General features: G+C 72.6%; 28 protein-coding genes. 18 read left to right on the top strand and 10 right to left on the bottom strand.

Annotation, left to right across the window (positions count from 1 at the left end):
- The first annotated feature begins 84 nt into the window (after positions 1-84).
- Positions 85-591: a GbsR/MarR family transcriptional regulator gene (locus AMK27_RS17235; RefSeq protein ID WP_073909444.1), complete on the top strand. Its 507-nt coding sequence runs from the start codon at positions 85-87 to the stop codon at positions 589-591.
- On the opposite strand, the gene AMK27_RS17230 is transcribed toward AMK27_RS17235, so the two are convergent.
- On the bottom strand, positions 564-2,453 hold the full coding sequence (locus tag AMK27_RS17230; RefSeq protein WP_073908188.1) for a hypothetical protein: 1,890 nt from the start codon (positions 2,451-2,453) through the stop codon (positions 564-566). The two genes, AMK27_RS17235 and AMK27_RS17230, sit on opposite strands and share 28 nt — an antisense overlap.
- A 95-nt stretch (positions 2,454-2,548) precedes the next feature.
- A complete protein-coding gene (locus AMK27_RS17225) occupies positions 2,549-3,346 on the bottom strand; it encodes a diacylglycerol kinase (RefSeq protein WP_073908185.1) in 798 nt (265 codons plus the stop codon).
- Between the two features lie 143 nt (positions 3,347-3,489).
- Between AMK27_RS17225 and AMK27_RS17220 the strand changes: the two genes are divergently transcribed.
- Positions 3,490-4,773: an adenylosuccinate synthase gene (locus AMK27_RS17220; protein WP_055600217.1), complete on the top strand. Its 1,284-nt coding sequence runs from the start codon at positions 3,490-3,492 to the stop codon at positions 4,771-4,773.
- Positions 4,774-4,912: 139 nt separating this feature from the next.
- On the opposite strand, the gene AMK27_RS17215 is transcribed toward AMK27_RS17220, so the two are convergent.
- Positions 4,913-5,743, bottom strand: a complete 831-nt coding sequence (locus tag AMK27_RS17215) for an oxidoreductase (protein ID WP_073908182.1) — start codon at positions 5,741-5,743, stop codon at positions 4,913-4,915.
- A gap of 93 nt (positions 5,744-5,836) precedes the next feature.
- On the opposite strand from AMK27_RS17215, the gene AMK27_RS17210 reads away from it, so the two are divergent.
- Entirely contained in the window at positions 5,837-6,796 is a 960-nt protein-coding gene (locus AMK27_RS17210; protein ID WP_073909441.1) for a LysR family transcriptional regulator, read from the top strand.
- Here the strand turns inward: AMK27_RS17210 and AMK27_RS17205 are convergent.
- Positions 6,793-8,724 carry a serine/threonine-protein kinase gene (locus AMK27_RS17205; RefSeq protein ID WP_073908179.1) on the bottom strand — a complete coding sequence of 644 codons (1,932 nt, stop codon included), beginning with the start codon at positions 8,722-8,724 and terminating at the stop codon, positions 6,793-6,795. The two genes, AMK27_RS17210 and AMK27_RS17205, sit on opposite strands and share 4 nt — an antisense overlap.
- Before the next feature lie 84 nt (positions 8,725-8,808).
- Positions 8,809-10,371, bottom strand: coding sequence for a substrate-binding domain-containing protein (locus tag AMK27_RS17200; RefSeq protein WP_073908176.1), 1,563 nt, complete (start codon positions 10,369-10,371; stop codon positions 8,809-8,811).
- A 172-nt stretch (positions 10,372-10,543) separates the two neighbouring features.
- On the opposite strand from AMK27_RS17200, the gene AMK27_RS17195 reads away from it, so the two are divergent.
- From AMK27_RS17195 to AMK27_RS17180, 4 genes are all read left to right on the top strand, one after another.
- Positions 10,544-11,485: an NADP-dependent oxidoreductase gene (locus AMK27_RS17195; RefSeq protein ID WP_073908173.1), complete on the top strand. Its 942-nt coding sequence runs from the start codon at positions 10,544-10,546 to the stop codon at positions 11,483-11,485.
- A gap of 205 nt (positions 11,486-11,690) precedes the next feature.
- Entirely contained in the window at positions 11,691-12,665 is a 975-nt protein-coding gene (locus AMK27_RS17190; protein WP_073908170.1) for an FG-GAP repeat domain-containing protein, read from the top strand.
- Positions 12,666-12,802: 137 nt separating this feature from the next.
- A complete protein-coding gene (locus tag AMK27_RS17185; protein WP_073908167.1) occupies positions 12,803-13,651 on the top strand; it encodes an FG-GAP repeat domain-containing protein in 849 nt (282 codons plus the stop codon).
- A 204-nt stretch (positions 13,652-13,855) separates the two neighbouring features.
- Positions 13,856-14,776, top strand: coding sequence for a glycoside hydrolase family 19 protein (locus AMK27_RS17180; protein ID WP_073908164.1), 921 nt, complete (start codon positions 13,856-13,858; stop codon positions 14,774-14,776).
- Between the two features lie 4 nt (positions 14,777-14,780).
- Here AMK27_RS17180 and AMK27_RS17175 read toward each other — a convergent pair whose 3' ends face one another.
- Both AMK27_RS17175 and AMK27_RS17170 read right to left on the bottom strand, forming a co-directional pair.
- On the bottom strand, positions 14,781-14,957 hold the full coding sequence (locus tag AMK27_RS17175) for a DUF397 domain-containing protein (RefSeq protein ID WP_073908161.1): 177 nt from the start codon (positions 14,955-14,957) through the stop codon (positions 14,781-14,783).
- Positions 14,954-15,790: a helix-turn-helix domain-containing protein gene (locus AMK27_RS17170; protein WP_073908158.1), complete on the bottom strand. Its 837-nt coding sequence runs from the start codon at positions 15,788-15,790 to the stop codon at positions 14,954-14,956. Before AMK27_RS17170 ends, AMK27_RS17175 begins: the two co-directional genes overlap by 4 nt.
- Before the next feature lie 157 nt (positions 15,791-15,947).
- On the opposite strand from AMK27_RS17170, the gene AMK27_RS17165 reads away from it, so the two are divergent.
- The 3 genes from AMK27_RS17165 to AMK27_RS17155 are packed head-to-tail and all read left to right on the top strand — an operon-like array spanning position 15,948 to position 17,112.
- A complete protein-coding gene (locus AMK27_RS17165; protein ID WP_073909438.1) occupies positions 15,948-16,364 on the top strand; it encodes a hypothetical protein in 417 nt (138 codons plus the stop codon).
- Positions 16,365-16,405: 41 nt separating this feature from the next.
- Positions 16,406-16,672, top strand: coding sequence for a ribbon-helix-helix domain-containing protein (locus AMK27_RS17160; RefSeq protein WP_073908155.1), 267 nt, complete (start codon positions 16,406-16,408; stop codon positions 16,670-16,672).
- The gene (locus tag AMK27_RS17155; protein WP_073908152.1) at positions 16,669-17,112 is read left to right on the top strand and encodes a PIN domain-containing protein; all 444 of its coding nucleotides are present in this window, start codon (positions 16,669-16,671) and stop codon (positions 17,110-17,112) included. The genes AMK27_RS17160 and AMK27_RS17155 overlap by 4 nt, the downstream gene beginning before the upstream one ends.
- Positions 17,113-17,126: 14 nt before the next feature.
- On the opposite strand, the gene AMK27_RS17150 is transcribed toward AMK27_RS17155, so the two are convergent.
- Together AMK27_RS17150 and AMK27_RS17145 are read right to left on the bottom strand one after the other, a co-directional pair.
- Positions 17,127-17,582, bottom strand: a complete 456-nt coding sequence (locus AMK27_RS17150) for a MarR family winged helix-turn-helix transcriptional regulator (protein WP_073908149.1) — start codon at positions 17,580-17,582, stop codon at positions 17,127-17,129.
- Positions 17,579-18,202, bottom strand: a complete 624-nt coding sequence (locus AMK27_RS17145) for a DJ-1/PfpI family protein (protein ID WP_073908146.1) — start codon at positions 18,200-18,202, stop codon at positions 17,579-17,581. Before AMK27_RS17145 ends, AMK27_RS17150 begins: the two co-directional genes overlap by 4 nt.
- A 235-nt stretch (positions 18,203-18,437) precedes the next feature.
- Between AMK27_RS17145 and AMK27_RS17140 the strand changes: the two genes are divergently transcribed.
- From AMK27_RS17140 to AMK27_RS17130, 3 genes are all read left to right on the top strand, one after another.
- The gene (locus AMK27_RS17140) at positions 18,438-19,802 is read left to right on the top strand and encodes an aspartate aminotransferase family protein (RefSeq protein WP_055602519.1); all 1,365 of its coding nucleotides are present in this window, start codon (positions 18,438-18,440) and stop codon (positions 19,800-19,802) included.
- 67 nt (positions 19,803-19,869) lie between these two features.
- Positions 19,870-20,577 (top strand): GntR family transcriptional regulator, encoded by a 708-nt coding sequence (locus AMK27_RS17135; RefSeq protein WP_073908143.1) that lies wholly within the window; start codon positions 19,870-19,872, stop codon positions 20,575-20,577.
- Between the two features lie 197 nt (positions 20,578-20,774).
- Positions 20,775-21,425 carry a hypothetical protein gene (locus AMK27_RS17130; protein WP_073908140.1) on the top strand — a complete coding sequence of 217 codons (651 nt, stop codon included), beginning with the start codon at positions 20,775-20,777 and terminating at the stop codon, positions 21,423-21,425.
- Positions 21,426-21,492: 67 nt separating this feature from the next.
- On the opposite strand, the gene AMK27_RS17125 is transcribed toward AMK27_RS17130, so the two are convergent.
- The gene (locus AMK27_RS17125) at positions 21,493-22,197 is read right to left on the bottom strand and encodes an SLATT domain-containing protein (protein ID WP_241847543.1); all 705 of its coding nucleotides are present in this window, start codon (positions 22,195-22,197) and stop codon (positions 21,493-21,495) included.
- Between the two features lie 267 nt (positions 22,198-22,464).
- Here AMK27_RS17125 and AMK27_RS17120 point away from each other — a divergent pair, with 267 nt between their 5' ends.
- The 5 genes from AMK27_RS17120 (at position 22,465) to AMK27_RS17100 (ending at position 26,610) form a co-directional block, all read left to right on the top strand.
- A complete protein-coding gene (locus AMK27_RS17120) occupies positions 22,465-22,800 on the top strand; it encodes a YbaB/EbfC family nucleoid-associated protein (protein ID WP_015034576.1) in 336 nt (111 codons plus the stop codon).
- A 105-nt stretch (positions 22,801-22,905) separates the two neighbouring features.
- Positions 22,906-23,505, top strand: a complete 600-nt coding sequence (gene recR / locus AMK27_RS17115) for a recombination mediator RecR (protein ID WP_041662562.1) — start codon at positions 22,906-22,908, stop codon at positions 23,503-23,505.
- A 35-nt stretch (positions 23,506-23,540) separates the two neighbouring features.
- Positions 23,541-24,203 carry a DUF5063 domain-containing protein gene (locus AMK27_RS17110; RefSeq protein WP_073908134.1) on the top strand — a complete coding sequence of 221 codons (663 nt, stop codon included), beginning with the start codon at positions 23,541-23,543 and terminating at the stop codon, positions 24,201-24,203.
- A gap of 50 nt (positions 24,204-24,253) precedes the next feature.
- Positions 24,254-24,718, top strand: a complete 465-nt coding sequence (locus tag AMK27_RS17105; protein WP_073908131.1) for a hypothetical protein — start codon at positions 24,254-24,256, stop codon at positions 24,716-24,718.
- Positions 24,715-26,610 carry a tetratricopeptide repeat protein gene (locus tag AMK27_RS17100; protein ID WP_073908128.1) on the top strand — a complete coding sequence of 632 codons (1,896 nt, stop codon included), beginning with the start codon at positions 24,715-24,717 and terminating at the stop codon, positions 26,608-26,610. The genes AMK27_RS17105 and AMK27_RS17100 overlap by 4 nt, the downstream gene beginning before the upstream one ends.
- Positions 26,611-26,667 lie beyond the last annotated feature (57 nt).

The raw sequence follows: 26,667 nt of genomic DNA, 5'->3' as shown, positions 1-26,667 counted from the left end.
GATTCAGAACGTACGCTCATTTCACAAAGTTGTGAAGTTAAGGAACCGTATAAAGTCGGGGTGGCGGAGCGGACGAGGGAGACGATGACCGGCATGACGACCACCGAGGCGAGCAGGGACGGCAACGAGGAGGGCGTGTCCCGCTTCGTGGAGCGCTTCGCCGCCGAACTCACGGAAGCCGGCATGCAGCGCATGGCCGCCCGCGTCTTCGCGGCGCTCCTCGCCTCCGAGGGCGCCTCGATGACCTCCGCCGAGCTCGCCGAGCAGCTGAAGATCAGCCCGGCGGCGGTCTCCGGCGCGATCCGCTACCTCAGCCAGGTCGGCATGGTCAGCCGCGAGCGCGACCCCGGCACCCGGCGCGAGCGGTACGTCCTGCACAACGAGCTCTGGTACGAGACCTTCACCCGCCGCGACCAGATCCTCGTCCGCTGGGAGAAGGTCCTCCGCGAGGGCTCCGAACTGCTCGGCCCGGAGACGGCGGCGGGCGCGCGGACGGCCGAGACGGCCGAGTTCTTCGCGTTCCTCCAGCGGGAGATGCTCGCGATCATGGACCGCTGGGCGGCCTACAAGGAGTCGCGCGCCGGGTCCTGAGGGACGGGCTCCGGGCCCGCCGCCGCCGCGAGGCGGTCGGCGAGATCGGCGAACTCCGGCGTGCCCGCCTCCAGGTACGGCTCCTGCGGCCACAGCGCCCGGTCCTCGATCCGGGCCACCACGACCGGCGCCCCGTTCGCCGCGCGGTCCAGCCAGCCCCGCAGCTCCACCTGGCCGGTGGGTGCGGAGGGGAGCCCGATCCACGGGTGCCTGCCCGTCCCCGGGGAGGCGAGGACGAGCAGGGCCTCGGGCACGTCGTCCGCGCCGTCCCCCACCGGGAAGACGGCCAGGACCGGGGCGCCGCCGTACGGGTCGTGCAGCAGGACGTACCGCCGGGGGACGGGCACGGGCGCCCGCGCGGCCCGGGCGAGCACCACGGCCGCGGGGCGCCCGCCGGTCAGGAAGCGGTAGCCGGAGGCGAGCGTGCCGCCGAGCACCAGCACCCCCATCACACTCGACTGGATCTCGGCGAAACCGTCGGGTCCGGCCAGGATCACCGCGGCCATGCCCGCGCAGGCGCCCGCGCCGAGCAGCACCTCCGGCAGCCCGGACGCCCGGCGCAGCGCCCGCACCCGCCACCACGGCACCCGGCGTATGTCCGGCTCCGGGCGAGCGGTTCGGGTCTGCACGAGGGGGTCCCGCTCGGCCATGGCGGCGAGCCGTGCGTACCTCAGCGCGGAGGCCGCGGGCTTTGCCGGGGGCGACTTGGAGAGGCTCACGGCCGAGGTGCCGGCGGAGTCTGAGGTGCCGGCCGAGTCCGAGGTGCCGGCGTGCGCGTGGGGGATCGGGGCCGCGGGCCGGCGCCGCCACCAGGCGACCCCGCCACCGACGAGGCCCACGAGCAGCCCCAGGACACCGCCGAGGCCGAGGACCTCGTTCACCGTGCCCGCCGGGGTGCCCTCCCATTCGGCGTTGTACAGGTCGCCCTTCCAGGGGCCGTACGAGACGACGAACCCGGTGTCCCAGCCATCGAGGGACGGGTCCAGATCCTGGGTGCAGCGGTACGGGCCGGTCCGCCGGGTGCCGTCGAAGGGGTCATGCCAGGCGACCGTGCAGCTGCCGTTCCTCTGCTTGTCCAGGACGATGAGGTCGACCTGCGGGTCGCTGTCCGAGGCCTCCGTGCCGTAGATGCCGAGGCCGAGGGCGACGGCTGCCAGGACCGCGACCCAGCGCCACAGCCCCCGCCGCCCCCGCCGCCGCAGGGTCGGCCGCGGCTGACCGGCCCCCTGCGGCTGACCGGCCCCCTGCGACCGTCCGGACGGCCGGGGCTCGCCGGACGGCCGGGGCTCGCCCGACGGCCGGGGCTGCAAGGGCTCAGGGCGCCCCCGAAGACCGGCCTCCTCCGCCCGTCGGACGACCCTCAGCCGGCTGCCGCTTCCCCGCACCGGCTTCGCCCAGATCAGCTCGCCGCCGCCGGGCGGGGTCAGCACCCCGCCCGCGTGGGGATCGCCGCACCACCAGAGCACGCCGTGCGGGCCGGGCCGCACGGCGTCGTACCGGTGCCGGAGCGCCACCACGGTCAGCGGCCAGACCTCCTCGTGCCGCGGAGCGCTCAGGACCACGGTCGCCGACGACCAGGTCCGCTCCACCGCGACCGCGGCATGGGCCGACCAGGACCCGGCACGCAGGACGTACCGCATCCGCCGCTCGATCCGCCACGCTCCGAGCCCGCCGATCAGGGCCACCGCTCCGAGCCCGCCGAGCGGGGCAGCCACGTCGCCCGTCCGGTTCCCCGGGAACATCGCCCCGACCCCCACGGCCAGGGCGATCACCACGATGCCCGAGACCGTCAGCTCGACCGCTCTTCGCCGGTACCGGTCCAGCGCCCGGACCGTCTCCGGAAGATCCGCCGCGTGCGCCATGAAGAGCCCCCTCCCCCAGGGGCGCCGGACGGCACCCGACCCATCCGGGCACTCTAGAGGGCGGCACCCTCGGCAGCGTCAGCCCCGGGGCAGCGTCAGCCCCGCGGCAGCGTCAGCCCCCACGCCTCCCCCAGGACCGTCCAGGTCCGGCGGCGGACCGGGCCCGAGACGCGGCCGTCCGCGCGGTACCGGAAGTCCGGGCCCGAGACGGTCAGGACGCGGGCGGTCGTGTGCCGGGGCGGGGCGGCCGCGGGGTGGACGACCACCTCGGCGGCACCGGCGACCGAGCGGACCGTCAGGCTCTCCAGCGGGGTGTCGACATCGGTGAGCAGCACCCCGTCCGCCTCCACCCGCAGCCGGTGGGCGCGGACCGCGAGGGCCGTCGGGGCCGGGCGGACCAGGGTGCGGACGAGGGAGCGGCAGGTGCCCCAGACGGTCGCCGACGCCGGGGCGAGGGCCGGTGAGGCCGGCACCTCGAGGTCGCCCAGGACGACGCCGTCGCTGTCGTCGACCAGCAGGTCGAGGCGGCGCACGGTCCCGTCGAGGACGGCGCGGGCGGCCGCCGGGGTGGAGCGCGGCACGCCGAGTGCGTGGGCGAGTTCCAGGGCGCCCGGGGCGCCGATCGGGACGAGGGAGACGGCGCCGGCGGCGAGCTCCCGTTCCCGGTGGAGGAGGGCCACCGTGCGGAGCAGCGCGCGGTCGTCGCCGAGCACCACGGGGCGGCGGGAGCCGCGCCTGGCCAGGGCGCGGTTGAATTCCTCCGGACTGTCCGGCAGGCAGATCTTCGCTGTCGCGCCTGCGGACAGGACATCCTTCGCGATCCGTACGGACTCGCCGTCACTTCGGCGGGCGACCGGGTCGACGATGACCAGCAGCTGGTCGTGATCCGACACCTCGGTCCTTCCTCGGGTAGCATCTTTGTGCAAGAGCCCCTTGCGCTATTGCGCCAGGGGCTTCGTCTATTCCGGGGCACACCGGTGAGGCGGCGTACGCCCCCTGACCTTGGACATGCCCCACCCGGAAGGGGTGTACGCCTGTGCCCGCACTTGTGCTGCTCGGTGCTCAGTGGGGTGACGAGGGCAAGGGAAAGGCCACCGACCTCCTCGGTGGATCCGTTGATTATGTAGTGCGCTACCAGGGCGGCAACAACGCCGGCCACACCGTCGTCGTCGGCGACCAGAAGTACGCGCTGCATCTTCTCCCTTCCGGAATCCTCTCGCCGGGGTGTACCCCGGTGATCGGAAACGGTGTCGTCGTCGACCCGGCGGTCCTGCTCTCCGAGCTGAGTGGGCTGAACGAGCGCGGCGTCGACACGTCGAAGCTCCTGATCAGCGGCAACGCCCACCTGATCACCCCGTACAACGTCACCCTCGACAAGGTGACGGAACGGTTCCTCGGCAAGCGCAAGATCGGCACCACGGGTCGCGGCATCGGTCCGACCTACGCCGACAAGATCAACCGCGTCGGCATCCGGGTCCAGGACCTGTACGACGAGTCGATCCTCACCCAGAAGGTCGAGGCGGCGCTGGAGGGCAAGAACCAGCTGCTCGCCAAGCTCTACAACCGCCGGGCCATCGACGCGGAGCAGATCGTCGAGGAGATGCTCCAGTACGCGGAGCAGATCAAGCCGTTCGTCGCGGACACCACGCTGATCCTGAACAACGCGCTCGACGAGGACAAGGTCGTCCTGTTCGAGGGCGGCCAGGGCACGCTGCTCGACGTCGACCACGGCACGTACCCCTTCGTCACCTCCTCGAACCCGACCGCGGGCGGCGCCTGCACCGGCGCCGGCGTGGGCCCGACGAAGATCAGCCGGGTCATCGGCATCCTCAAGGCGTACACGACCCGTGTCGGCGCCGGCCCGTTCCCGACGGAGCTCTTCGACGCGGACGGCGAGGCGCTGCGCCGCATCGGCGGCGAGCGCGGTGTCACCACCGGCCGTGACCGCCGCTGCGGCTGGTTCGACGCGGTCATCGCGCGCTACGCGACCCGGGTCAACGGCCTGACGGACTTCTTCCTCACCAAGCTCGACGTGCTGACGGGCTGGGAGCAGATCCCGGTCTGCGTCGCGTACGAGATCGACGGCAAGCGCGTCGAGGAGCTGCCGTACTCGCAGACCGACTTCCACCACGCGAAGCCGATCTACGAGATGCTGCCGGGCTGGTCCGAGGACATCACCAAGGCGAAGACCTTCGCGGACCTGCCGAAGAACGCGCAGGCGTACGTGAAGGCGCTGGAGGAGATGTCGGGCGCACCGATCTCCGCGATCGGCGTCGGCCCCGGCCGCACCGAGACCATCGAGATCAACTCGTTCCTGTAGGCGGACGGGTCGGGGGCAGGCGTTCCGTGCGCGGAACGCCTGCCCCCGAGCTCTTCCCCGGCGTCCCGACGCCCCGACGCCCCGACGGCCCGACGGCCCGACGGCCCGGAGCCCCGACAGCCCGACGCCCCGACGCCCCTCAGCCGGTCAGCTTCGTGTCCCGGCCGACCTTCTCCCAGGTCCTGAGGTCGTCCCGGACCTGGTCCAGGTGCCCCAGGATCGTGTCGATCGAGTCGTCCCCCAGGGCCAGCCGCAGCGGCGTCTCGTCCGCGTCCAGCGCGGCCAGCACCGCCGCCGCGGCCTTCGCCGGGTCGCCCTCCTGCAGGCCCCCGCCCGTCTCCACGAACGCGCGGGTCGCGCCCACCGTCTCCGTGTAGTCCGCGATGCCGTCGCCGCTCAGGCTGTGATTGCCGAAGAGGCTCGTGCGGAAGGCGCCCGGTTCGACGATCAGGACGTCGATGCCCAGCGGCCGTACCTCCGCCGCGAGCGCCTCCGAGAGGCCCTCCAGGGCGAACTTCGTCGCGCTGTACGCACCGAAGCCGGCCATCGACATCTGTCCGCCGACACTGCTGAGCTGCACGATCGCGCCCGAGCGGCGGGCCCGCATGTGGGGCAGGACGGCGCGGGCCAGCGCCGCGGGGCCGAAGACGTGCACGTCGAAGAGGGAGCGCAGCTCGGCGTCGGAGGTCTCCTCGACCGAACCGACGTGCGTGCGGCCCGCGTTGTTGACGAGGACGTCGATGCGGCCGTGGCGCCCGGCGACCTCGGCGACGACCCGGTCGACGGCCGCCGTGTCGGTGACGTCGAGGGCGACCGGGTCGACCTGGTCGGGGTGGGCCGCGACCAGGTCCTCCAGGGTCTCGGTGCGGCGGGCCGCGGCGACCACGACGTCGCCGGCCGCGATCGCCGCCTCGGCGAAGGCGCGGCCGAATCCGCTGTTGGCGCCCGTGATCAGCCAGACCTTGTTCATGGGGATCCCTCTTCCTCGTGCCCGTTCCCGTCCCGACCAGCCTGTGCCACCGGGCCGTTGCCGGTCCAAGACCTGCTGTGATAGCCCATGGTGATGACCATGGACGTGCACGGGCGGGACCTGAGGTACTTCGTCGCCGTCGCCGAGGAACTGCACTTCACCCGTGCCGCCGAGCGGCTGTACGTCTCCCAGCCCGCGCTCAGCAAGCAGATCCGGGCCCTGGAGCGGCAGCTCGGCGCCCCCCTCTTCGACCGCGACCGGCACGGCGTCCGCCTGACCCCCGTCGGTACGGCCCTGCTGCCGCACGCCCGCGCCGTGCTCGCCGCCTGGGCGGAGGCGGACGGGGCCGTGCGGCGGGCCCGCGCGGCCGAGCGGTCCACGCTCGTCGTCGGCATGTCCACCAGCCCCGGGCGCGGCGGGCTGCTGCCCGCGATCCGCTCCCGGTTCACCGAGGCCCACCCGGAGGCCGTGCTCAGGCTGCGCCAGGTGGGGTGGGAGGACCCGACGGCCGGACTCGCCGACGGCGCGAGCGACGTGGCGTTCGTCTGGCTGCCGCTGCCCGCGGCGGAGCGCTTCCGCTGGGTCGTCGTGGCCGCCGAGCCCCGGCTCGTCGCCCTCCCGGAGAGCCATCCGCTGGCCGCCCGCGAGCGCGTCGACTTCGCGGACCTCCTCGACGAACCGTTCCTCGCCCTGCCGGCCACCGGACCCGAACTGCGGGACCACTGGCTGGCGCTGGACTCACGGGGCGGCCGTCCGCCGGTCATCGGCGCGGAGATCGCCAGCGCCGACGAGACGTACGAGGCTCTCGTCGGCGGCCTCGGCATCTGCCTGGTCGCGGCCGGCAACGCCCCGCTCCTGGCCCGCGACGGCGTCGTCACCCGGCCCGTCGACGGCGTCGGCCCCAGCCACCTCGTCCTCGCGCACCGCGCGGACGACACCCGCCCCCTGGTCCGCGCGTACGCCGAGGCGGCGGCGGGGCCGTCGGAGCGGACCGGGCGGCCGGGGCAGGCGGGGGCAGGGCGGCCGGAGCGGACCGGGCGGCCGGGCGCCTAGGAGCGGTAGTACTCGTTCGGTTCGCCGTCGAGCATCGGGTAGACGAGGAGCCGGTCCTTGCCGTTCAGCTTGTCGACGAGGAGGTAGCGGGAGAGCCCCTCCTGGCATTCGCGGTCCCAGGCGTTGGTGTCCCGGGTGGCGGGGCCGACGATCAGCAGGTTGCCGACGCCGGCGAGGACGGCCGTGGTGCCGCAGGACCAGTCCTCGTCCAGGAGCACGCCGTCGACGGTGCGCGGAAAGCCGTCGAGGACGCTGAGCACGGGGGACCCGACCGGGCCCTGGGTGATCGTCACCTGCGAGGTGTAGCGGTCGTCGTTCTCGCCGTAGATCTCCGGGGCGGGGATGCGCGTCCAGCGGCCGAGGAAGCGGGCGGGGACGACCTCGGTGCCGGTGGGGGCCTTGCGGAAGGTGGCCCTGGCCGTGCCCGAGGTCCACTCCAGGACGTCGGGGGAGCGCAGTGTCAGGGTCTGGTGGGCGGCGGGGACGCAGCGCTGGGCGGGCACGCTGGTCGTCACGTCGGACTCGCCGAGGACGACCTTGTCCTCGTCGGCGGAGACGAGCCGGGAGCGGCCCATGCACAGGCGGTTCTCCGCGACCTGGACGTAGACGGCGTTCTTCGAGCCCGCCGCCCCCTGGCTGATCTCGAACCGGGCGGTCTCCCGCGGGTGGTCCTGGGAGCCCTGGACGACGCCCTCCCAGGCGCCGAGGAACGCCGCCGGGACGATGCCGGCGGGCCGGGCAGCGACGTTGCCGGTGCCGCTCGGGGCCCGGTTCTTCTGGTCGTCCATGCCGGTGTTCGGGTCGGGCCGGAAGACGTATGTGAGGGTGGCCGCCGCCGCCACGGCGAGGGCCGCGAGTCCGGCGACCAGGGCCGTCCGGCGCGGGCGCCCGGCCCGGGGCTGGGGAGCCGTGGCGGCGGTGGACGGGAGGGGAGCGGGCGTCGCCGGGTCACCGTCGGCGCGGACGACGCCACCGGCTCCGCCACGGGCGCCGCCGCCGGGACGGGCGTCCCCGCTCCCCGTTCCCGTCGGGCTCTCCGTCTCCGCCTCCAGGAGCCGCGCCGCGTGCCGGCCGAGCCGGGCCAGGACGTCCGCCGGGAGCCAGGGGTCGGGGATCGGCAGCGTCTCCGCGATCTCGGCGGCGGAGGGCCGCGCGGCCGGGTCCTTGGCGAGGCAGGCGCGGATCACCCCGGTCAGCTCGGGCGCCAGATCCGTCAGGTCGGGCTCGTCGTGGGCGATCCGGAACATGGTCGCGTGCACGCCGCTGTCCGCCGTCCCGAAGGGGGAGCGCCCGGTCGCCGCGTACGCGAGGACCGAGCCGAGGCAGAAGACGTCCGACGCGGGGGTGAGCCGGTCGCCCCGCACCTGCTCGGGCGACATGAAGCCGGGGGAGCCGACGACCGCGCCGGTGGTGGTCAGGTTGCCGCCTTCGGCGACGGTGTCGACGGCCCGTGCGATGCCGAAGTCGATGATCTGCGGCCCGTCGACGGTGAGCAGGACGTTGGAGGGCTTGAGGTCGCGGTGCACGAGCCCGGCGGCGTGGATGTGCACGAGGGCGCGGGCGAGGCCGGAGGCCAGGGCCTTCACGGTCGCGGGCGGCAGCGGCCCGAACTCGTCGCCGACCACGGCCCGCAGCGAGGGCCCCGGTACGTAGCCGATCGCCACCCAGGGCGCGTCGGCCGCGGTGTCCGAGCCGAGGACGGGTGCGGTGCCCGTGCCGCCGACCCGTTCCAGGGAGGCGACCTCGCGGGCGAACCGGCGCCGGAACTCCTCCTGGGCGGCCAGTTCGGCGTGCACGACCTTCACCGCGACGGTCCGCCCGCCGGCCGAACGCGCGAGGAACACCCGGCCCATGCCTCCGACCCCGAGGCGGCCGAGCAGGCGGAACGGGCCGATGCTGACCGGGTCTTCCGCGTTCAAAGGATCCACGTCGTCAGAGCATGCCAGACCGTGGGTCGGCAGTCCCCACCGTTCGCGTGCCGGACCGAGGGGTGCCCGTCTCCGCCGCGCGGGTCACTCCTCCCCGCAGATCCTCAGCCCCTTCGGCGTCGAGCAGGGCAGGTGCCCGTGGGCGTGGATGATGTCCTGGCCGCTGCCCCAGCGCAGATAGGCGAGGAAGCTGGCGGCCGGCGAACCGGCCCCCGGCTCGCGCCAGGTGTAGGCGTACTCGATCTCCCGGTACGGGTAGCTCGACTCGCCCAGTTCTGCCAGGACCGGTCGGCGGCCGTCGATGGCCACCCGGTGCAGGCCCTTCAGGCCGGTGCCCTCGCGCACCTCGGTGTAGCCGATCGCGCCGGGCAGTCTGGCCACCGTGGACAGGACCTGTTCCGTGGAGTCGAGTTCGCAGCGGACGACCCGCGACTCGGGGTCGTTGCTGGTCCGGCAGTCCAGGGAGGAGTTGGCGGGCTCGTTGCGCCCGAGGACCCGGCGCTGGAACACCTCCCTGGTACCGGAGTTGGCGTCCCGGCTGACCAGCAGGACCGGCAGGTCGGTGCCGGGCACCAGCTCGCCCCAGTTCCTGATCTCGCCCCGGTAGATCCGCCGGATCTGGTCCAGGGTCAGGTCGTCCACGGGCACGTCGTCGTTGAGGACGAGGGTGTAGAGGGAGACGGCGACCATGCTCTCCCGCAGTTCGGGGAAGCCGCCCGGCTTGCGCCCGTCGGACAGGGCGACGACCGAGGGGGAGCCCTTGGCCTTCTTCGCGCCCTCGTCGGCCAGCCGCCGTATCCCGGAGGTCGACCCGTGCGCCTCCACGCTCACGGTCGCGCCCTCGCAGTCCTTCTCGTACTGCTTCGCGAGATCCCGTACGACGGGTGCGAAGGCGGTCGACCCGGTGACGGTGAGACTGCCTTCGGCGCAGCCGATCGGCGGCGGGGTCCGCTCCCGGACGATGATCACGGCGAGGGCGATCATGCAGAGCGTGAGGGTGAGGGTGACGGTCCGTGCGACCCGGCTGAAGAGGGGTGCCTTGTCGTCGGGGGTCGTGCTGTGGTTGACGTGGACGACGCCGTCGTCGAGGGTGCCCTCGACGGTGACGGGGCCGCCCGTGGGACCACCGGTGAGCAGGACGAGCAGCTTGTAGTGGGCGCCCCGGTTGAGCGGCACCTTGGGCAGCCGGATGGAGCCGGCGCCCATGGTCGGCTGCCAGGCGGCGTCGAAGTGGGTCAGGAGCCCGGGGTGGCCGGGGGCGGTCACGACGATGGCCTTCAGATGGCGGCCGGGGCCGGTGCCGTCCGGGTGGGAGAACCGCACGGTGAGCCCGGTGCCGCCGCCGTCCGTGTAGTCGTCGCCGCCGATGGCGAGGCCGCCGTCGTTCTCGATCCGGAGCAGGACGATGGTGGCGTCGGTCAGCTCCTGGGTCGTGTCGAAGAACCCGCGCCGCACGGTCGCGCCGGGGCCGGTCAGGGCGCTGCTGGCGGCGGCGCCGGCGCCGATGGAGGTGTCGAGCTGGACGCGGTAGCCGATCCGGCGCCGGCGCGGGACCCACCACTGGACCCAGATGGCGGCGATCGAGACGAGGACACCGGCCAGTGCGGTGACCACGGCGATGATGTTCTCAGCGGTAAGCCAGTCCACCCGCGCGACGGTACGGACGTGTGTGCGGTGCCGGTGGGTACGTCGCGTCCCGCCGCCTGGAGTTCGTCCTTCCGTCGGGCGGGCGTTGCGCGGGCGGGTCAACAGAGGTTGCCGGGGCTGTGGAGCGTGGGTGTAATGGCCACGAGGGGGCCTTCAGTCTGAGGAGAACCCCATGCGTGTCGTCGAAGTGACCGCCTACGGCGGACCCGAGGTCCTCAGAATGGCCCGCCGGCCGGAGCCGGAGGCCGGAGCGGTCCCGGGCATGGTCCGGGTGCGGCTCAAGGCCGCCGGTGTGAACCAGGCGGACATCCGGATCCGGGCCGGCCGGTACGCCGACGCGGTCGGCGATCTCAAGCCCCCGTTCGTGCTGGGCACGGACTTCGCGGGAAAGCTGCTGGACCCGGCGCCCGGCATGGAGCCCGGGGCCCGGGTGGCCGGCCACATCCCCTGGTACGAGCTGCTGACCGGCGAGGGCACGTACGCCGAGGTCATCTGGGTCGACCCGCAGTGGCTGGCCGTGATCCCGGACGACGTGGAGTTCACCGTGGCCGCGTCCGTCCCGCTGGCCTCCGACACCGCCCAGCAGGGCCTTGACCGGCTCGGGCTGCCGGTGGGGTCGACGCTGCTCGTGACCGGCGGGAGCGCCGTGGTGGGCCGCTTCGCGGTCCAGTACGCCCATGCGGCCGGGCTGCGGGTCGTGGCCGTCGCCCACGAGGGCGACGAGAGCGAACTGAGGATCCTCGGAGCGGACCACGCCGTCCCGCGCGGCACCCCCGAGGAGGTGCGCGCCCGGGTGGCCGAGGTGGTCCCGGAGCCGGTGGACGGCATCTTCGACGGGGCGCTCGTCGGGGCGGAGCTCCTCCCGCTCCTGAAGGACGACGGCGTCTTCGTCGCGATCGCTCCCGACCGGGTTCCGCCCGCCGAGCGGAACATCCGCGTCGAGGCCGTCCGCGCCCGCCCGGACGCCGACCGGCTGAAGGACGCGCTGCAGAAGGTGGCGGACCGCGAGCTGATCACCCGGGTGGCCGACGTCATGCCGCTGGAGGAGGTCGCCGAGGCCCACCGCCGCGCGGAGGCCGGTCACCGGCCGGGGCGGATCGTGCTCCTGATCTGAGGGACGGCCCTTCCCTCGCGCGTCACCCCCCGGTTGCACGGGGACGAGGCCCGGACCCCTGGTCCGGGCCTCGTCGCACCCGGGCCCCCTGGTCCGGGCCTTGTCGCACCCTCGTGAGACGCTTCTGGCCTCCGGCGGCGCCACAGACCATGCGCCCGCCGTCGAGCCCGTAGCTCAGCCCAGTGGATCCCAGGGGGGAACCTTCATGACCGACGTCCGTCGTCGGCGCGCCCTGCGCGGCGCCCTCGCCGCCACCGCCGCCACGATCGCCCTCGCCGCCACCGCGGGCACCGCCTTCGCCTCCGGCGACCCGGCCGCCGCCGACCGGGCGCGTGCCGGCGCCGTGGCGGAGCGCCAGGCCGGGAACCCGGCCGAGCGCCGGGCCGGGGACGACCGTCGCGCCGGGGCGTCCGGCGCCGCGGACGCCCCGGTGCAGACGCCCACCTTCTCGATGATGGGTGTCCACAAGCAGACGACCGAGGGTTACCTCTACTTCCCCGACCGGCAAGGCGGCTTCGGCCCCCGCCACCACCTCGAGATCTCCTACGACCACCTCGCCGACGTGATCGACGTCGACGACGACAAGGACGGGTGGGCGGACGACACCTGGTTCCTCCACAAGGACGGGAGCCTCTGGCACACCTGGCTGTCCCCGGAGGACATGCAGCGGCACTCCAAGCAGGTCGGCAAGGGCTGGAACACGTACCGCACGGTCCTCTCGCCGGGCAGCATCGGCGGTGCCGCGGAGGCCGACCTCCTCGGCGTCGACAAGACCGGCGTCCTGTGGTCGTACCTCGCCTACCCGGACGGCTCGCTCACCGCGCGCACCCGGGTCGGCGGCGGCTGGGGCCAGTACGACCAGGTCGCGGGCCAGGGCGATCTCTCCGGTGACGGCAGGCCGGACATCGTCGCCCGCGACAAGGCCGGTGTGCTGTGGCTCTACCGGGGCACCGGCGACTACAAGGCCCCCTTCGCGGGCCGTACGAAGATCGGCTCCGGCTGGAACGTCTACGACCGGCTGCTGTCGGTCGGCGACCTCGACGCCGACGGCCGCACGGACCTGATCGCGCGCAAGCCGAACGGCGACCTGTTCCGGTACTCGGGCGCGGGGAGCGCCCCGGCCGTGTTCCAGAAGCCGGTCAAGATCGGCCACGGCTTCCAGATCTACAACCTGCTCTAGGCGCAGGCTCCTTGAGCACCTTCACGCCCTGCCCACAGGCTCTTCAAGATTTCGCCAAATTTCGAACAGCTGTGGCAAGATTTCAAGATCAGCGGCGCGCGCGGCGCGCCGCCGTAGAGTCCCAGGGGGGAATCCTGATGACCATCCTTCGACGTCGTCGTGCGCTCAAGGGCGCGCTCGTCGCCACGGCCGTCGCGGTCGCGACCGCGACGGTGGCCGGTACGGCCTCCGCCGCCGGCACGGAGCTGCCGGTGCAGCCCACCTTCGAGATGTACGGGGCCAACAAGACGACCCAGGAACTGCAGGTCTGGTTCCCCATCGGCAACGACATCGACACCATCGGTCCGCTGGACAAGGTCGCCGACGTCGCCGACATCATCGTCGCGGACAACGACAACGACGGCCACGGCGAAGCCGAGTGGACCGTCTACAAGAACGGGCGGCTGGACTTCTACTCGCCCGACAGCGGCGACATCGACGGAAGCGTCGTCGGCCGCGGCTGGAACATCTACACCACGGTCCTCTCGCCGGGCAACGTCGGCGGTGCCAAGCAGGCCGACCTGCTCGGTGTCGACAAGACCGGTGTGCTGTGGAGCTACCTCTCGTACCCGAACGGCACCCTCACCCCCCGCGTGCGGGTCGGTGGCGGCTGGAACGCGTACACCCAGATCGCCGGCCAGGGCGACCTGACCGGTGACGGCAAGCCCGACGTCGTCGCCCGCGACAAGACGGGTGTCCTGTGGCTCTACAAGGGCACGGGCAACTACAAGGCCCCCTTCACCGGCCGCACCAAGGTCGGCTCCGGCTGGAACACCTACGACCGGGTGCTGTCGACGGGTGACATCAACCTCGACGGCAAGGCCGACCTGCTCGCCCGCAAGGCGAACGGCGACCTGTTCAAGTACCTGGGTACGGGCAACGCCTCGGCTCCGTTCAAGGCGCCGGTCAAGGCCGGCAGCGGCTTCCAGAAGTACAACCTGTTCTAGTCGTACCCGTCCCACCTGCGTGGTGACCGTATGACGGCGGCCCCGGGCTCGGAACTCCGAGCCCGGGGCCGCCTTTTGCGCTCCGCGTAAGCGGAATCCCGACCGTCACGATTTCTGGTCTAGACCTTGACAGGTCCAGACCAATCGCGCTTCGCTGTGCTTCCCATCCGGCTCCACCCGGCCCCACCCGGAAGGAAGTTACGCATGCTGCGTAAGTTGGTCACCTCGCTGGCCGCGCTCTGTACGGCCGTCGGCCTCGCCGTCCTCCTCCTCCCCACCGCCTCCGCCGGCGCGGCCGCCGCCTGCGCCGCCGCGTGGAACTCCTCCGCCGTCTACACGGGCGGGATGACGGCCTCGCACAACGGCCACAACTGGTCCGCCAAGTGGTGGACCCAGAACGAGACCCCCGGCACGACCGGCGAGTGGGGCGTCTGGGCCGATCAGGGCGTCTGCGGCGGCGGACCCACCACGCCGCCCACCACCCCGCCGACCACGCCGCCGACCTCCGGATTCGTGGTCTCCGAGGCCCAGTTCAACCAGATGTTCCCGAACCGGAACTCCTTCTACACGTACGCGGGCCTCACCGCCGCCCTCAAGTCGTACCCCGGCTTCGCCAACACCGGCAGCGACACGGTGAAGAAGCAGGAGGCCGCGGCCTTCCTCGCGAACGTCTCCCACGAGACGGGCGGCCTCGTCCACATCGTCGAGCAGAACACGGCGAACTACCCGCACTACTGCGACACCAGCCAGTCCTACGGCTGCCCGGCCGGCCAGGCCGCCTACTACGGTCGCGGCCCGATCCAGCTCTCCTGGAACTTCAACTACAAGGCCGCCGGTGACGCCCTCGGCATCGACCTGCTGAACAACCCCTGGCGCGTCGAGCAGGACCCGGCCGTCGCCATGATGACCGGCCTCTGGTACTGGAACACCCAGAGCGGCCCCGGCACGATGACCGCGCACAACGCCATGGTCAACGGCGCCGGCTTCGGCCAGACGATCTGGGCGATCAACGGCAGCCTGGAGTGCAACGGCCGCAACCCGGCCCAGGTCCAGAGCCGGGTCACCAAGTACCAGCAGTTCACGCAGATCCTGGGCGTCCCCGCGGGGTCGAACCTGTCCTGCTAGTCGGCTACTGCCACGCGACGAACACGCTCCAGGCGACGGGCTCCACGGCGAACGTGGGCCCGTCGCTCTGCTTGGAGTCGCGGAGGTGGACGGCGTGGGGGGAGGTGGCGACCTCGACGCACTCGCCGCCACCGCTGTCGCTGTAGCTGGACTTGAACCAGTGCAGGGTGGTGTCGCTCATCTCTGTACTCCCGCCAACTCCTCGATGAGACCCAGCGACCTGCGCGGATCCAGGGCCTGTGCCCGGATCTTCGCATACCGCTGCCGGTGCGTACTGACCTTCGTCCGGTCGGTGATCAGCAGGCTCTCGCCCTGGATCTCCAGGTAGGTGACGTGGTCGTGGACCGTGGTTTCGATGACTGTCAGGTTCCCGCGGTCGGCCACGTACTCACCCTCCAGTCCCGCATCCAGCGGCAGCACCTGAAGGTTCACGTTCCTCCTCCGCGTGCACTCCGCCAAGTGCGCCAACTGCTCCCGCATGACCTCCTCGTCGCCGATCGGCCTCCGCAGTACCGACTCGTCGAGGACCAGCTCGATCTCGCACACCTGCTTCCGGTCGAACAGCTCCTTCCGTGCCATCCGGCCGACCACCAGTTCCTCGACGCGCTCCGGCGTCGGCTCCGGGTAGCCACCCGCGATCAGCGCCCGCGCGTACGCCTCCGTCTGGAACAGCCCGTGGACGACGTGGTTCGCGTACAGCCACAGCGCCACCGCCTTCTGCTCGATCGGCGCGTACCCGCGGAACTGCTCCGGCAGCTTCTCCAGCCGTACGAGCTCCCGCATCTCCTCGAAGATGCCCGTGCCGCCGCCCAGGACGCGTTCGAGCTGGACGAGCATCTCGTCGCTCACCGGGTGGATGAGCCGTTCCATCGCACTGATCGCCGCACCCGTGAAGCCCATCTGCGAGCCCAGCTGTTCCTGTGTCAGTCCCTTCTTCAGTCGCGTTTTCCTGGCCACCGCCGCTGCCATCCTGGCCGCAGGGCCGACCGATTCCTTGTTCTCCGCTCGCGCCATTCCCGCTCCCCATTCGGACTCAACCGATCTCAACCGGTCTCAACTGCTCCCCGCCGAATTCGACTGCCCGCAAGGCGCGTTGATGCAGGTCAAGGGGTTGTCGACGCGCCCGCCGCAGTCGTGGAAAACGCTAGCGTCGGCGCGGGAGCATGTCCTCGTGAATGAAGAGAATCGGGACGTAAACGTGGATTGGATTCCTGCTTCCGGATTCCAACTCCGTAAGGCGGGGGTGCAATTCGACGCCGTTCGGGTGGACGGGGACGAGGGGCGGCTGCTCGCCGACCGGATGGAGGCCCTCACCGGGGGCGACCCGGGGCCGGTCGTGATCGAGGCGAACGGGCGGCGCGGGGTCTACTTCCTGGTGCCGCCGGGGTCGACGGCGCGGAAGGCGTGGCCGCGCGGGGTGACCCGGTTCAACTCCGGACCCGCCCACGTGAGCTACGTGCCGGTGCCGGCGCTGACGGGCAGGACCTGGCCGCTGTCCTGGCGCTTCCCGCCGTCGTCGCCGGACCGCTTCGTCCACCCGCTGCTGCTGAGGAGCGCCGTGACCGAGCAGTTCAACGGCGTGTCCTGAGGTCACGTACATCACTCTGGTACATGGGTTAAGGTTGGTACATGTCCATGAAGCGCACGAACGTGTACGCCGACCCCGAGGACCTGGCGATCATCAAGGAGGCCGCCAAGCGTCGCGGCATAAGCGAGGCCGAGATCATCCGGCAGGGGATCCACCTCGCGGCCATGGCCAACCGGGTCTGGGACGAGCCTCTGTTCTCGCGCACGTTCGAGGGGCGCGGCCGGACCTTGGCCAAGGCCGAGGTCCGCGATGTCGTGGCCGACGCGGCCCGGCGCGAGGCGGACACCGAATCGGGGACGGCTGCGTGATCATCGTCGTGGCCGACACCTCCGGGCTGCTGGCCGCTCTCGATTCCACCCACCCCGAGAACGCGGCCGCCACCGAGGCGATCCAGGCGGCGGGGCTGCTCGTGATGTCCCCGCTGCTGCTGGCCGAGCTCGACCATGTGGCCACGCGTGAAATCGGCCGCGAAGCCGCGCTGAGCGCGGTGGACGACATCCGGCACTGGATGCGCCGGGGGCGCGTCTCCATGCCGGAGATCACCGAGGACCATCTGGGCGCTGCCCAGATGGTCCGGCTGCGCTATGCGGCGCTCGACCTCGACCTGGCCGATGCCGTCAACGTCGCTCTGGCCGCCGAGTACGACACGGACGCGATCCTCACGCTCGACCGTCGCGACTTCCGTGCCGTCCGCCCTCTCGGGCGGCACAAGGCGTTCCGGATGCTGCCCGACGACCTTCCGCTCTGAGCGCTGTCGGCTGCCTACCGGTGACCGGCCTCGACCGCCTCCAGCGCCGCCGACAGCCGGTCCAGGACCCGGACCGTCTCGTCGAACGCCTCCTGGCCGCCCAGCTCCCGGACGAGCGCGGCCGCCAGCTCCGCGTGGCCCGGGTCGATGCGGGCGATGGCCGCCCGGCCCGCCCCGGTCGGGGTGAGGAGCTTGGCGCGGCGGTGGGCCGGGTTCGGCTCGTACGCCGCGAGTCCCTCCCGGACGAGCAGGTCCGCGATCCGCTGGACGCTCTGCCGGGTGATGCCCATGGCCCGGGCGATCCCGGCGACCGGGAGGGGTTCGGGGAGGACCGCTCCGAGGACCTGCCACCACGCGGCGGTCAGACCCGCCGGCTCGGCCAGCTTCTCCGAGACGGCGAGGAACTGGCCGTTGAGGCGGAAGACGCCCAGGGCCGTGCGCGAGAGGGCGTCCTGCTGCGGGCGGCTCATGAGTTCAGCTCGACGAACGCCGCCGGGTCCGAGTCGTGGAAGAGGCGGTACCAGGCGTCCCGCTTGCCCTCGTACGCCCCGAGGACCGCGAAGATCTCGCGGGCGAACGCGACCGGCTCCGTCGGGCCCGCCGTGATCAGGTCGCCGGTCCCGGCCTCGCCCGCGGAGGTCACCGCGTCCGCGTCGACGTAGTGCTCGCCGCCCTTGTAGCCGGTGGCGGCCAGGTAGAAGGAGACCGCGCTGGTGTGCGGGCGGTCGTCGAGCAGGCCCTCCTTGGCGAGCCCGGCGGTGGCGCCGCAGATCGCGGCGACCGGCACCCCGGCGTCGAGGAAGGCGCGGGCCGCGGCGGGGAAGGCGGCGAGCCCGTCGCCCTCGTCGTAGGTCTCGGCGCCCGGGAGGATCAGCAGCTCGCTGTCCTCGGGGCGGAGGTCGGCGAGCGCGAGGTCCGGGACGATCCGGAGGCCGCCGAGGGTCGTGACGGGTTCCCCGGCGACCGTGCCGACCGTCTTCACCGTGTAGCCGGCGCGGGCGAGCCAGGCGGTGGCGTGGCCCGTCTCCCAGTCGGCGAGCGTGTCGTAGACGGCGAGGTGGACGGTCTTCGCTGCGGTGTTCGTTCCCATGGCTGACCCCTTGGTCGGTGTGGGCGATCCCTTGGTTCCCCTGATGACAGAAGACTGTCATGACGACAGCACGCTGTCAATGGTGGGGGGTGATGCCGAGGGGATGCCAAGGCGGATTCCGAGGCGGATTCCGAGGCGCATTCCGCATGACGGAACAAGGTGTCGCGTCCGCCCCGGTCTCGGTGGACAAGATGGCCATGGCCCGCCCTACCTGCGGTTCCTTACCCTCGACCCCATGACCCCTCATGTCATCGAACCCGATCCCCAGGCCGGGGCCGCCGTCAAGGCCGCCGACCGCGCGCACGTGTTCCACTCCTGGTCCGCCCAGGGCCTGATCGACCCGCTCGCCGTCGCCGGCGCCGAGGGTTCGTACTTCTGGGACTACGACGGCAACCGCTACCTGGACTTCACCAGCGGCCTCGTCTACACCAACATCGGCTACCAGCACCCCCGTGTGGTCGCCGCCATCCAGGAGCAGGCCGCGAAGCTCACCACCTTCGCGCCCGCCTTCGCCATCGACGTCCGCTCCGAGGCCGCACGCCTCATCGCCGAGCGCACCCCGGGCGACCTGGACAAGATCTTCTTCACCAACGGCGGCGCCGAGGCCGTCGAGAACGCCGTCCGCATGGCCCGGCTGCACACCGGCCGTACGAAGGTGCTCTCCGCCTACCGCTCGTACCACGGCGCCACCTCCACCGCGATCAACCTGACCGGTGACCCGCGCCGCTGGGCCTCCGACAACGGCTCCGCCGGCGTCGTGCGCTTCTGGGCGCCGTTCCTCTACCGCTCGCCCTTCTACGCCACCACCGAGGCGGAGGAGAGCGCGCGGGCCCTCCAGCACCTGGAGGACACGATCGCCTTCGAGGGTCCGGCGACGATCGCCGCGATCATCCTGGAGACCGTGCCCGGCACCGCCGGCATCATGACCCCGCCGCCCGGCTACCTCGCCGGCGTCCGCGAGATCTGCGACAAGTACGGCATCGTCTTCGTCCTCGACGAGGTCATGGCGGGCTTCGGCCGCACCGGCAAGTGGTTCGCCGCCGAGCACTTCGACGTCGTGCCCGACCTGATGACCTTCGCCAAGGGCGTGAACTCCGGCTACGTGCCGCTCGGCGGCGTCGCCATCAGCGAGAAGATCGCCGCCACCTTCGACAAGCGGCCCTACCCGGGCGGACTGACCTACTCCGGTCACCCGCTGGCCTGCGCCGCCGCCGTCGCCACCATCCAGGTGATGGAGGACGAGAAGGTCGTCGAGAACGCCGCCCACATCGGCGAGAACGTCCTCGGCCCCGGCCTGCGCGAGCTCGCCGAGCGCCACCCGTCCGTCGGCGAGGTCCGCGGCCTCGGCGTCTTCTGGGCCCTCGACCTGGTCAAGAACCGCGAGACGCGCGAGCCGCTCGTCCCGTACAACGCGGCCGGCGAGGCCAACGCGCCGATGGCCGCCTTCGGCGCCGCGGCGAAGAAGAACGGCCTGTGGCCCTTCGTCAACATGAACCGCACCCACGCCGTCCCCGCCTGCAACGTCACCGAGGCGGAGGCCAAGGAGGGCCTCGCCGCCCTCGACGCGGCCCTCACCGTGGCCGACGAGCACACCGCGTAACCGCGAAACGGGGCGTCCCCTTCCGTCTGGACTAGGGTGTCCGGAGCCGGACGGAGGGGGCCGACCCATGCCCGCGAGCGGAGCTGTCACCCGCAACACCTTGCGACAGCAGATCGCGGACGCGCTGCGTGACGAGGTGCTCGCGGGCCGTCTCCAACCCGGCGAGGAATTCACCGTCAAGCAGATCGCCGACCAGTACGGCGTCTCCGCGACACCGGTCCGCGAAGCCCTCGTCGACCTCTGCGCGCAGGGCCTCCTCGACTCCGACCAGCACCGCGGCTTCCGCGTCCACCAGTACTCGGTCGACGACTACCGGGGCATGGTCGAGGCCCGGATGCTCGTCGTCGACGGCATCTTCCGCCGCGACGCCGCCATGGTGCCGCCCCGCTCCGCCGTCACCGAACCGGACCTCGGGATCGGCGTCGCCCTCGTCTCCATCCGGCGCAGGGGCGAGGCCGCGGCCCGCGCCGCCCGCGCCGGCGACCTCGACATCCTCATCGGGTACGACATCCGGTACTGGCGCGAACTCGCCCGGCTGGTCGCCGCCAACGAGTACATCGCCGACTTCCTCCACCGGCTCCGCGTCCAGGCCTGGGTGTTCTCCGTCCCCTACCTGCGATCCGAGCGGGACGTCCTCGGCTGGCTGTGGAGCGGGCACGTCGACCTGGTCGACGCCATCACCCGCGGCGACGCCCAGGCGGCCGTCGCGGTCGTACGGGAGTACAACGCGCACTCGATGGAATGGGCGGACCGGCTGGAGCGGCGGGCCCGCTGAGGCCGGGGCCGGCCGGCGTGCACCAGGCGCGGGGCGCGGCGGGCCGGGGCCGGAGTTCGGGTTGAGGCCGGGCCTCCCCGGGCAGTTCCTCAGCGGGTGGGCGGTGTCCTGGGGCGCCGACTAACCTGGCCGTCCCTGCAAAAGCCTGGCGTACGCCCTGCGAGCGTCCCCCGCAACTGACGGAGAGCGAGCCTCCCTTGGCCTGTGACCTGTGGCTGGTCCCCCTCGTCGACGTGCTGTGCCACAGCCCCGACAACCCCTTCGCCGAAGAGATCGCCGCGTACGACGCCGTACTGAGCGCCGCCGGTCTCCCGACGGTGCCCGTCTACGCCTACATGCCGGGGCTCTCCGGCGACGTCGCCCCGATCGCCGGCTTCGACTACGAGGCCCTGCACTTCCTGCGCCGCGCCTACCTCCTCCAGATGTGCGGACTGCCGGTCGAACCGGTCGGCGAGCTCGGCGGGGACTACGAACAGCTCCTGGAGATGTTCGAGGCGACCGCCCAGCAGTCGCACCTGGTGTGGCACTACGACCACGCGGGCGCGTACGTGCCGGTCGACTTCCCGGTCCCGCTCGCCAGCGACGAGCTCCTGGAGGGCGGCGGGCCGCTCGGCTCCTCGTACGGGCTGCTGCGCGAGCTGGAGTTCGTCGCGCCCTCGATCGGCATCGACCCGTCGAACCCGCCGGCGCCCCCCGTACCCCCGGAGCGGCCGACCACCCTGGAGGAACCGGCCGTACCGATTCCGCTGGACGGCGGCCCCTTCGCCCGGGAGCGCCACGTGTGGCTGGGGCTGCACGCGGCGGCGACCCGGAGCCTGGCCCAGGGATCGATGATCATCCTGAGCTGAGCTCCGCGCGCCCGGCCCGAGCCGGCCGCACCGCGCCCACGGCCCCGAAGGGCCCCGGAGGCCTGCGTCAGCGGGCCTCCGGGGGCCGCTGCCGCGGCATGTTCGGCCGGGTGCCCGGAGGCAGCGGGAAACGCCCCGAGGGGTGATGGCTCTCGGCCCGCGCGGGCATCACGCCGACCGACTGCAGCGCCAGCGGCGCCGGGCCCGAGCGGAACTCGACCATCCAGTCCGCGGTCTCCGCCCGCACCAGCTCGGTCACGTCCTCCGAGAAGCGGCGCAGCACGCCCAGACAGCGCTCGGCGGCCTCGCTGGCGGTGCCCTCCGTGGGGCCCAGGACCTCCCGGACGCTCTCCGAGGCCCAGTCGAACTGCAGGGCCTGCAGACGCCGCTGCACGGCCTGCGCCGTCGCCACGTCCCGCATCCAGCCGGACGTCAGACCGAAGTACCGGTCGCAGGCCAGACAGGCGGCACCGAGCAGCAGCGAGAGGTAGCCCCAGCCGGCGGTGCCCTCCGCCACGCCGGTCAGGTCGAGCAGCGGGAGCGCGGCGCCCGCGATCACCCCGGCGGCCGTGCCGATCCGCAGGATCCGGGCGCTGCGGCGCTTCCCGACGCGGTCGGAGAGGTACCACTCGGCGGTGCGCAGGGCATGGGACTCCACCCAGCGGTACAGCTCGTCGAGCCGCTCGGCGGGCTCGCCCCAGTCGCCCAGGGGGAACGCCGTACCGGTCAGATCGCGGTGGACGTCTCCCCCGGGGGGCCCCGGTGGCTGCATATCCGGCTGCTGGCTCACCGGGGGACTCCTCTGTTCAGCTCAGTACTCGTGTCCTTCTGTGACGTGCGGTGCACGTGGTGCCTGCCCTTCCTACCGCCGAATGGTGGGCGGCGGGCCCGGAATCCCAGGATTTCCGCCCGCAAGGGGGTCTTGATCAGGTAGAGGAGCCCGCGGTTTCTCACCCGAAAGAGTGGTGGAGCAGGGGGGCCGGGGACCACGTAGGCTCGGCGTACCGACATACGGACGTACCGAACCTCAGGAGTGACCGTGATTCCCGGTGGTGGTCAGCCCAACATGCAGCAGCTTCTCCAGCAGGCCCAGAAGATGCAGCAGGACCTCGCCCGCGCCCAGCAGGAGCTGGCGGCGACCGAGGTCGACGGACAGGCGGGCGGCGGCCTGGTCAAGGCGACCGTGACCGGCTCCGGAGAGCTGCGCGGCCTGGTCATCGACCCCAAGGCGGTCGACCCGGAGGACACCGAGACGCTCGCCGACCTGATCGTGGCCGCCGTGCAGGCCGCCAACGACAACGCGCAGCAGCTCCAGCAGGCCAAGCTCGGCCCGCTGGCCCAGGGCATGGGCGGCATGCCCGGCCTCGGTTTCTGAGGCCTTCCGGGCGCCGGCCTTCCCGGGCCGCTCCTCCCGTGGGCTTCTTAGCCTCGCTTTAAGCCACTACCGTAAGAATCAAGCACTCCCTTGAAAGGGCGTTCCGTGTACGAAGGCGTGGTTCAGGACCTCATCGACGAACTGGGCAGGCTGCCCGGCGTCGGTCCCAAGAGCGCGCAGCGGATCGCCTTCCACATCCTCCAGGCGGAGCCGACCGACGTACGGCGTCTCGCGCACGCGCTCCTGGAGGTCAAGGAGAAGGTCAGGTTCTGCGCGGTCTGCGGCAACGTGGCACAGCAGGAGCAGTGCAACATCTGCCGGGACCCGCGCCGCGACCTGACCGTCATCTGTGTGGTCGAGGAGCCGAAGGACGTCGTCGCGATCGAGCGGACCCGCGAGTTCCGGGGGCGGTACCACGTCCTCGGCGGCGCGATCAGCCCGATCGAGGGCGTCGGCCCGGACGACCTCCGCATCCGCGAGCTGCTCGCGCGGCTCGCCGACGGCACGGTCACCGAGCTGATCCTCGCGACCGACCCGAACCTGGAGGGCGAGGCCACCGCGACGTACCTGGCGCGGATGATCAAGCCCATGGGACTCAAGGTGACCCGGCTCGCGAGCGGGCTCCCGGTCGGCGGCGACCTCGAGTACGCCGACGAGGTGACCCTCGGCCGTGCCTTCGAGGGACGGAGGCTGCTAGATGTATGACGACCGGGCCGGTGCGCTCTCAGGGAGGCTCCTCGATGTCTGACCCCACGCTGCACGCGATCACGCAGAACCCCGACGACTTCGCGGTCCAGATCGCCGACTCCATCGAGAGCTTCATCGTGGCGACCACCGAGGTCGCCAAGGGCGACGAGCCGGACAGCGCGGTCCCCTTCCTGCTCCTGGAGATCTCGCAGCTGCTCCTCGCGGGCGGACGGCTCGGCGCGCACGAGGACATCGTCCCGGACGAGCGGTACGAGACGGACACGGGCCCGGAGCCCGACATGGACGACCTGCGCGAGCGCTTCGCCGTGCTCCTCGAACCGGTCGACGTGTTCTCCGAGGTCTTCGACCCGTACGAGCCCCGCAAGGCCCCGGTCCCGGCCCGTATCTCCGACAACCTCGCCGACATCGTCGCCGACCTCCGCCACGGCCTGGCCCACTACCGCGCCGGCCGCACCAGCGAGGCCCTCTGGTGGTGGCAGTTCTCGTACTTCTCCAACTGGGGCCCCACCGCCTCGGCCACCCTCCGCGCCCTCCAGTCCCTCGTCGCCCACGTCCGCCTCGACCAGCCGCTCGCGGCCCTCGACGGCCTCGACACGGACGAGGACCTCACCGAGGACGACCTCGCCGAGGAGGCGGGCCGCGTGATGGCGGAGGAGATCGGCGCACCGCTGGGCATCCGGACGCTCAAGAGCTGAGGAACGGCGAACCGCTCCCGTCCGACGACTGCTTGCCCCATGATGTGGTCATGGCAGCAACGGCCCGGTCACAGACCCTCCTCAGGAGCGGCGTCGGCGTAGCCGCGGTCGGCGTCGCCGCCCTCCTCGTCGTCGCGTTCGTCGACCTCGGCACGGCCGACCAGATCGCCAGCGTCACCGGTGTCGTCCTCGCCGTCGCGGGCCTCGGGCTCTCCCTCTGGGCGCAGTTCGGGCAGGGCGGCCGGGCCGCCCCGGTCGAGGCGTCCGGCACCCGCTCCGTCGCCGCCGGCGGAAGCATCGGGACGGTCGTCACCGGCGACGGCGTGCGGACCCCGCCGACCTCGTCCACCCCGCAGACCCCGCCGGCCTCTCAGACTTTGCCCGCTCAGCCGGCCCCGACCGCCCCGCCGACCGGCGGCGGCCCCGGCCCCGCCTCCGGGCCCGTCACCGCCTCCGGCGAGCGGTCCGTCGCCGCCGGCGGGGACATCGGGAGCGCCTCCACGGGCGACGCGTGAGCGGGGGCGTCGAGGCCTCGGGGGAGCGGTCCGTCGCGGCGGGCCGGGACATCGGCTGGGTGCACACCGGGGACCGGGTGACCGTGCTGCCGCCCTCGGGCCTCGGGCCGGTGCGGTGTCCGCCGGGACTGGTCGACGTGCCGCGCAGGGCTGCCCACTTCGTGGGGCGCGGCGCCGAGAGCGCCCTGCTCGACGGGGAGCCGGAGACCGTGGTGATCTGCGGCCTCGGCGGGGTGGGGAAGTCCTCGCTGGCCGCCCGCTGGGCGCTGCGGCAGACGGCGCACCGCAACCCCGTCTGGTGGATCACCGCGGAGAGCCGGGCGGACGTCGACGCGGGGCTCGCGCGCCTGGCCGCCGCGATGCAGCCGGAGTTGATCGACGTACTCCCGCAGGAGGCCCTGCGGGAAAGGGCGTTGCAGTGGCTGTCGGCGCACGACGGCTGGCTGCTCGTCCTCGACAACGTCACCGAGCCCCGTGATGTGGAGGGCCTGCTGGCCAGGGCCGGCGGCCGGGGGCGGGTCGTCGCCACGAGCCGGACGACGGACGGCTGGTACGGGATCGGGCGGGTCCTCACGCTGCCCGTGCTTCCGGCCGCCGACGCCGTCGAGCTGTTCACCCGGGTCGCCACCCACGCGGGGCCCCGCGACACCACCGGCGCCGAGCGGCTCTGCGAGACCCTCGGGCAGCTGCCGCTGGCCGTCGAGATCGCCGCCGCGTACTGCGGTCGTACGGCCACGGCCCCGCTCGCGTACCTGGCGGAACTGGGCCGGAGCGGCGGACCCGGCAACGCGGAGGAGGCCGTCGCCCGGACCCTGCGCGTGACGCTCGACCGGCTCGCCGACTCGGCCCCGTACGCGGGGGAGGTCCTGCGGGTGCTCGGCTGGTTCGGACCCGACCGGATCCCGGCATCGCTCCTGCCGTCGGCGCCCGGCACACGGGAGGCGCTGGGGGAACTGGCCGCGCACAGCATGATCACGCTCCACGAGGACGGGTCGGTGTCCGTGCACCGGCTGGTGCAGACGGTGGCCCGGAGGGCGGACCCGGAGGACCCGCACCGGGAGCCGGGGCTGATCGCGGAGGCCCGGCTGGCGGCGGAGGCGGCGCTGGTCCGGGCCTTGCCGCCGGACAGCATGGATCCGGCGCACTGGGAGACGTGGCGCGGTCTCCTGCCGCACATCGAGGCGTACCTGCGGTTCTCGCACCGGGCGGAAGACGATCAGTCGCTGATCGTGACGCTGGTGGCGGCGGGCGTCTACCTGACGCTCAGCGGACTGCCCGCGGAAGCGGTCGCCATGCACGAACGGGCGCTGGCCGGCGCCGAGAGACTGCTCGGCCCGGAGCACCCGTACACCGTCGGGGTGCGCGGCGCGATGATCGTGGTCCTCGCCGAGTCGGGACGGGGAACGGAGGCGATCGGCCTCGCGGCCGAGGTGGTGCGGAGCCTGACCGAGGTGTACGGGGCCGACGACCGGATCGTGTTCCTGGCGCGGCGGACCCTCGCGCAGGCCCATCAGCTGACCGGTCTCGTCGACGAGGCGGTCGTCCTCCACGAGGGCGTCATCGGGGACATGATCCGCGTCCTGGGCGAGGGGGACACGGAGACCCTGCAGGCGTTCGTCGAGATCTCCGCGATCTACCGGTCCGCGCGCCGGACCTCCGACGCCATCGCGGCGGGCGCGCACGGCGCGGCCCAGCTGTCGGTCGTGCTCGGTGAGGACCACCTGGAAACCCTCATGGCGCGGATCAGCCTGGCCGCTCTCTACGGGGCCGCCGGGCGGACCGAGCGGGCACAGGCGGACTTCCGGGAGCTGCTGCCCGTCTGCCTCCGCGCCCTCGGTGAGCACCACCCGATGACCGTCACCGTGGTGGAGGCCCTCGCGGAGCTCTCGTGATCACTCCCTGAGCACCGCGTCTCACCATTCGATATCACGGTGGCGTTTCCGGGTCCC

Source organism: Streptomyces sp. CB02009, from assembly GCF_001905825.1.
Classification (GTDB): Bacteria; Actinomycetota; Actinomycetes; order Streptomycetales; family Streptomycetaceae; genus Streptomyces.
Note: the sequence above shows the minus strand (reverse complement) of the source record. Positions and strands in the feature narration are given on the sequence as shown.

Excerpts from the sequence above, each read along its gene's own strand:
- AMK27_RS17235 (WP_073909444.1), top strand. The coding sequence starts at position 85 with ATGACCGGCATGACGACCACCGAGGCGAGCAGGGACGGCAACGAGGAG.
- AMK27_RS17230 (WP_073908188.1), bottom strand. The coding sequence starts at position 2,453 with ATGGCGCACGCGGCGGATCTTCCGGAGACGGTCCGGGCGCTGGACCGG.
- AMK27_RS17215 (WP_073908182.1), bottom strand. The coding sequence starts at position 5,743 with ATGAACAAGGTCTGGCTGATCACGGGCGCCAACAGCGGATTCGGCCGC.
- AMK27_RS17210 (WP_073909441.1), top strand. The coding sequence starts at position 5,837 with ATGACCATGGACGTGCACGGGCGGGACCTGAGGTACTTCGTCGCCGTC.
- AMK27_RS17195 (WP_073908173.1), top strand. The coding sequence starts at position 10,544 with ATGCGTGTCGTCGAAGTGACCGCCTACGGCGGACCCGAGGTCCTCAGA.
- AMK27_RS17190 (WP_073908170.1), top strand. The coding sequence starts at position 11,691 with ATGACCGACGTCCGTCGTCGGCGCGCCCTGCGCGGCGCCCTCGCCGCC.
- AMK27_RS17185 (WP_073908167.1), top strand. The coding sequence starts at position 12,803 with ATGACCATCCTTCGACGTCGTCGTGCGCTCAAGGGCGCGCTCGTCGCC.
- AMK27_RS17180 (WP_073908164.1), top strand. The coding sequence starts at position 13,856 with ATGCTGCGTAAGTTGGTCACCTCGCTGGCCGCGCTCTGTACGGCCGTC.
- AMK27_RS17175 (WP_073908161.1), bottom strand. The coding sequence starts at position 14,957 with ATGAGCGACACCACCCTGCACTGGTTCAAGTCCAGCTACAGCGACAGC.
- AMK27_RS17170 (WP_073908158.1), bottom strand. The coding sequence starts at position 15,790 with ATGGCGCGAGCGGAGAACAAGGAATCGGTCGGCCCTGCGGCCAGGATG.
- AMK27_RS17160 (WP_073908155.1), top strand. The coding sequence starts at position 16,406 with ATGTCCATGAAGCGCACGAACGTGTACGCCGACCCCGAGGACCTGGCG.
- AMK27_RS17150 (WP_073908149.1), bottom strand. The coding sequence starts at position 17,582 with ATGAGCCGCCCGCAGCAGGACGCCCTCTCGCGCACGGCCCTGGGCGTC.
- AMK27_RS17145 (WP_073908146.1), bottom strand. The coding sequence starts at position 18,202 with ATGGGAACGAACACCGCAGCGAAGACCGTCCACCTCGCCGTCTACGAC.
- AMK27_RS17140 (WP_055602519.1), top strand. The coding sequence starts at position 18,438 with ATGACCCCTCATGTCATCGAACCCGATCCCCAGGCCGGGGCCGCCGTC.
- AMK27_RS17135 (WP_073908143.1), top strand. The coding sequence starts at position 19,870 with ATGCCCGCGAGCGGAGCTGTCACCCGCAACACCTTGCGACAGCAGATC.
- AMK27_RS17125 (WP_241847543.1), bottom strand. The coding sequence starts at position 22,197 with ATGCAGCCACCGGGGCCCCCCGGGGGAGACGTCCACCGCGATCTGACC.
- AMK27_RS17110 (WP_073908134.1), top strand. The coding sequence starts at position 23,541 with ATGTCTGACCCCACGCTGCACGCGATCACGCAGAACCCCGACGACTTC.
- AMK27_RS17105 (WP_073908131.1), top strand. The coding sequence starts at position 24,254 with ATGGCAGCAACGGCCCGGTCACAGACCCTCCTCAGGAGCGGCGTCGGC.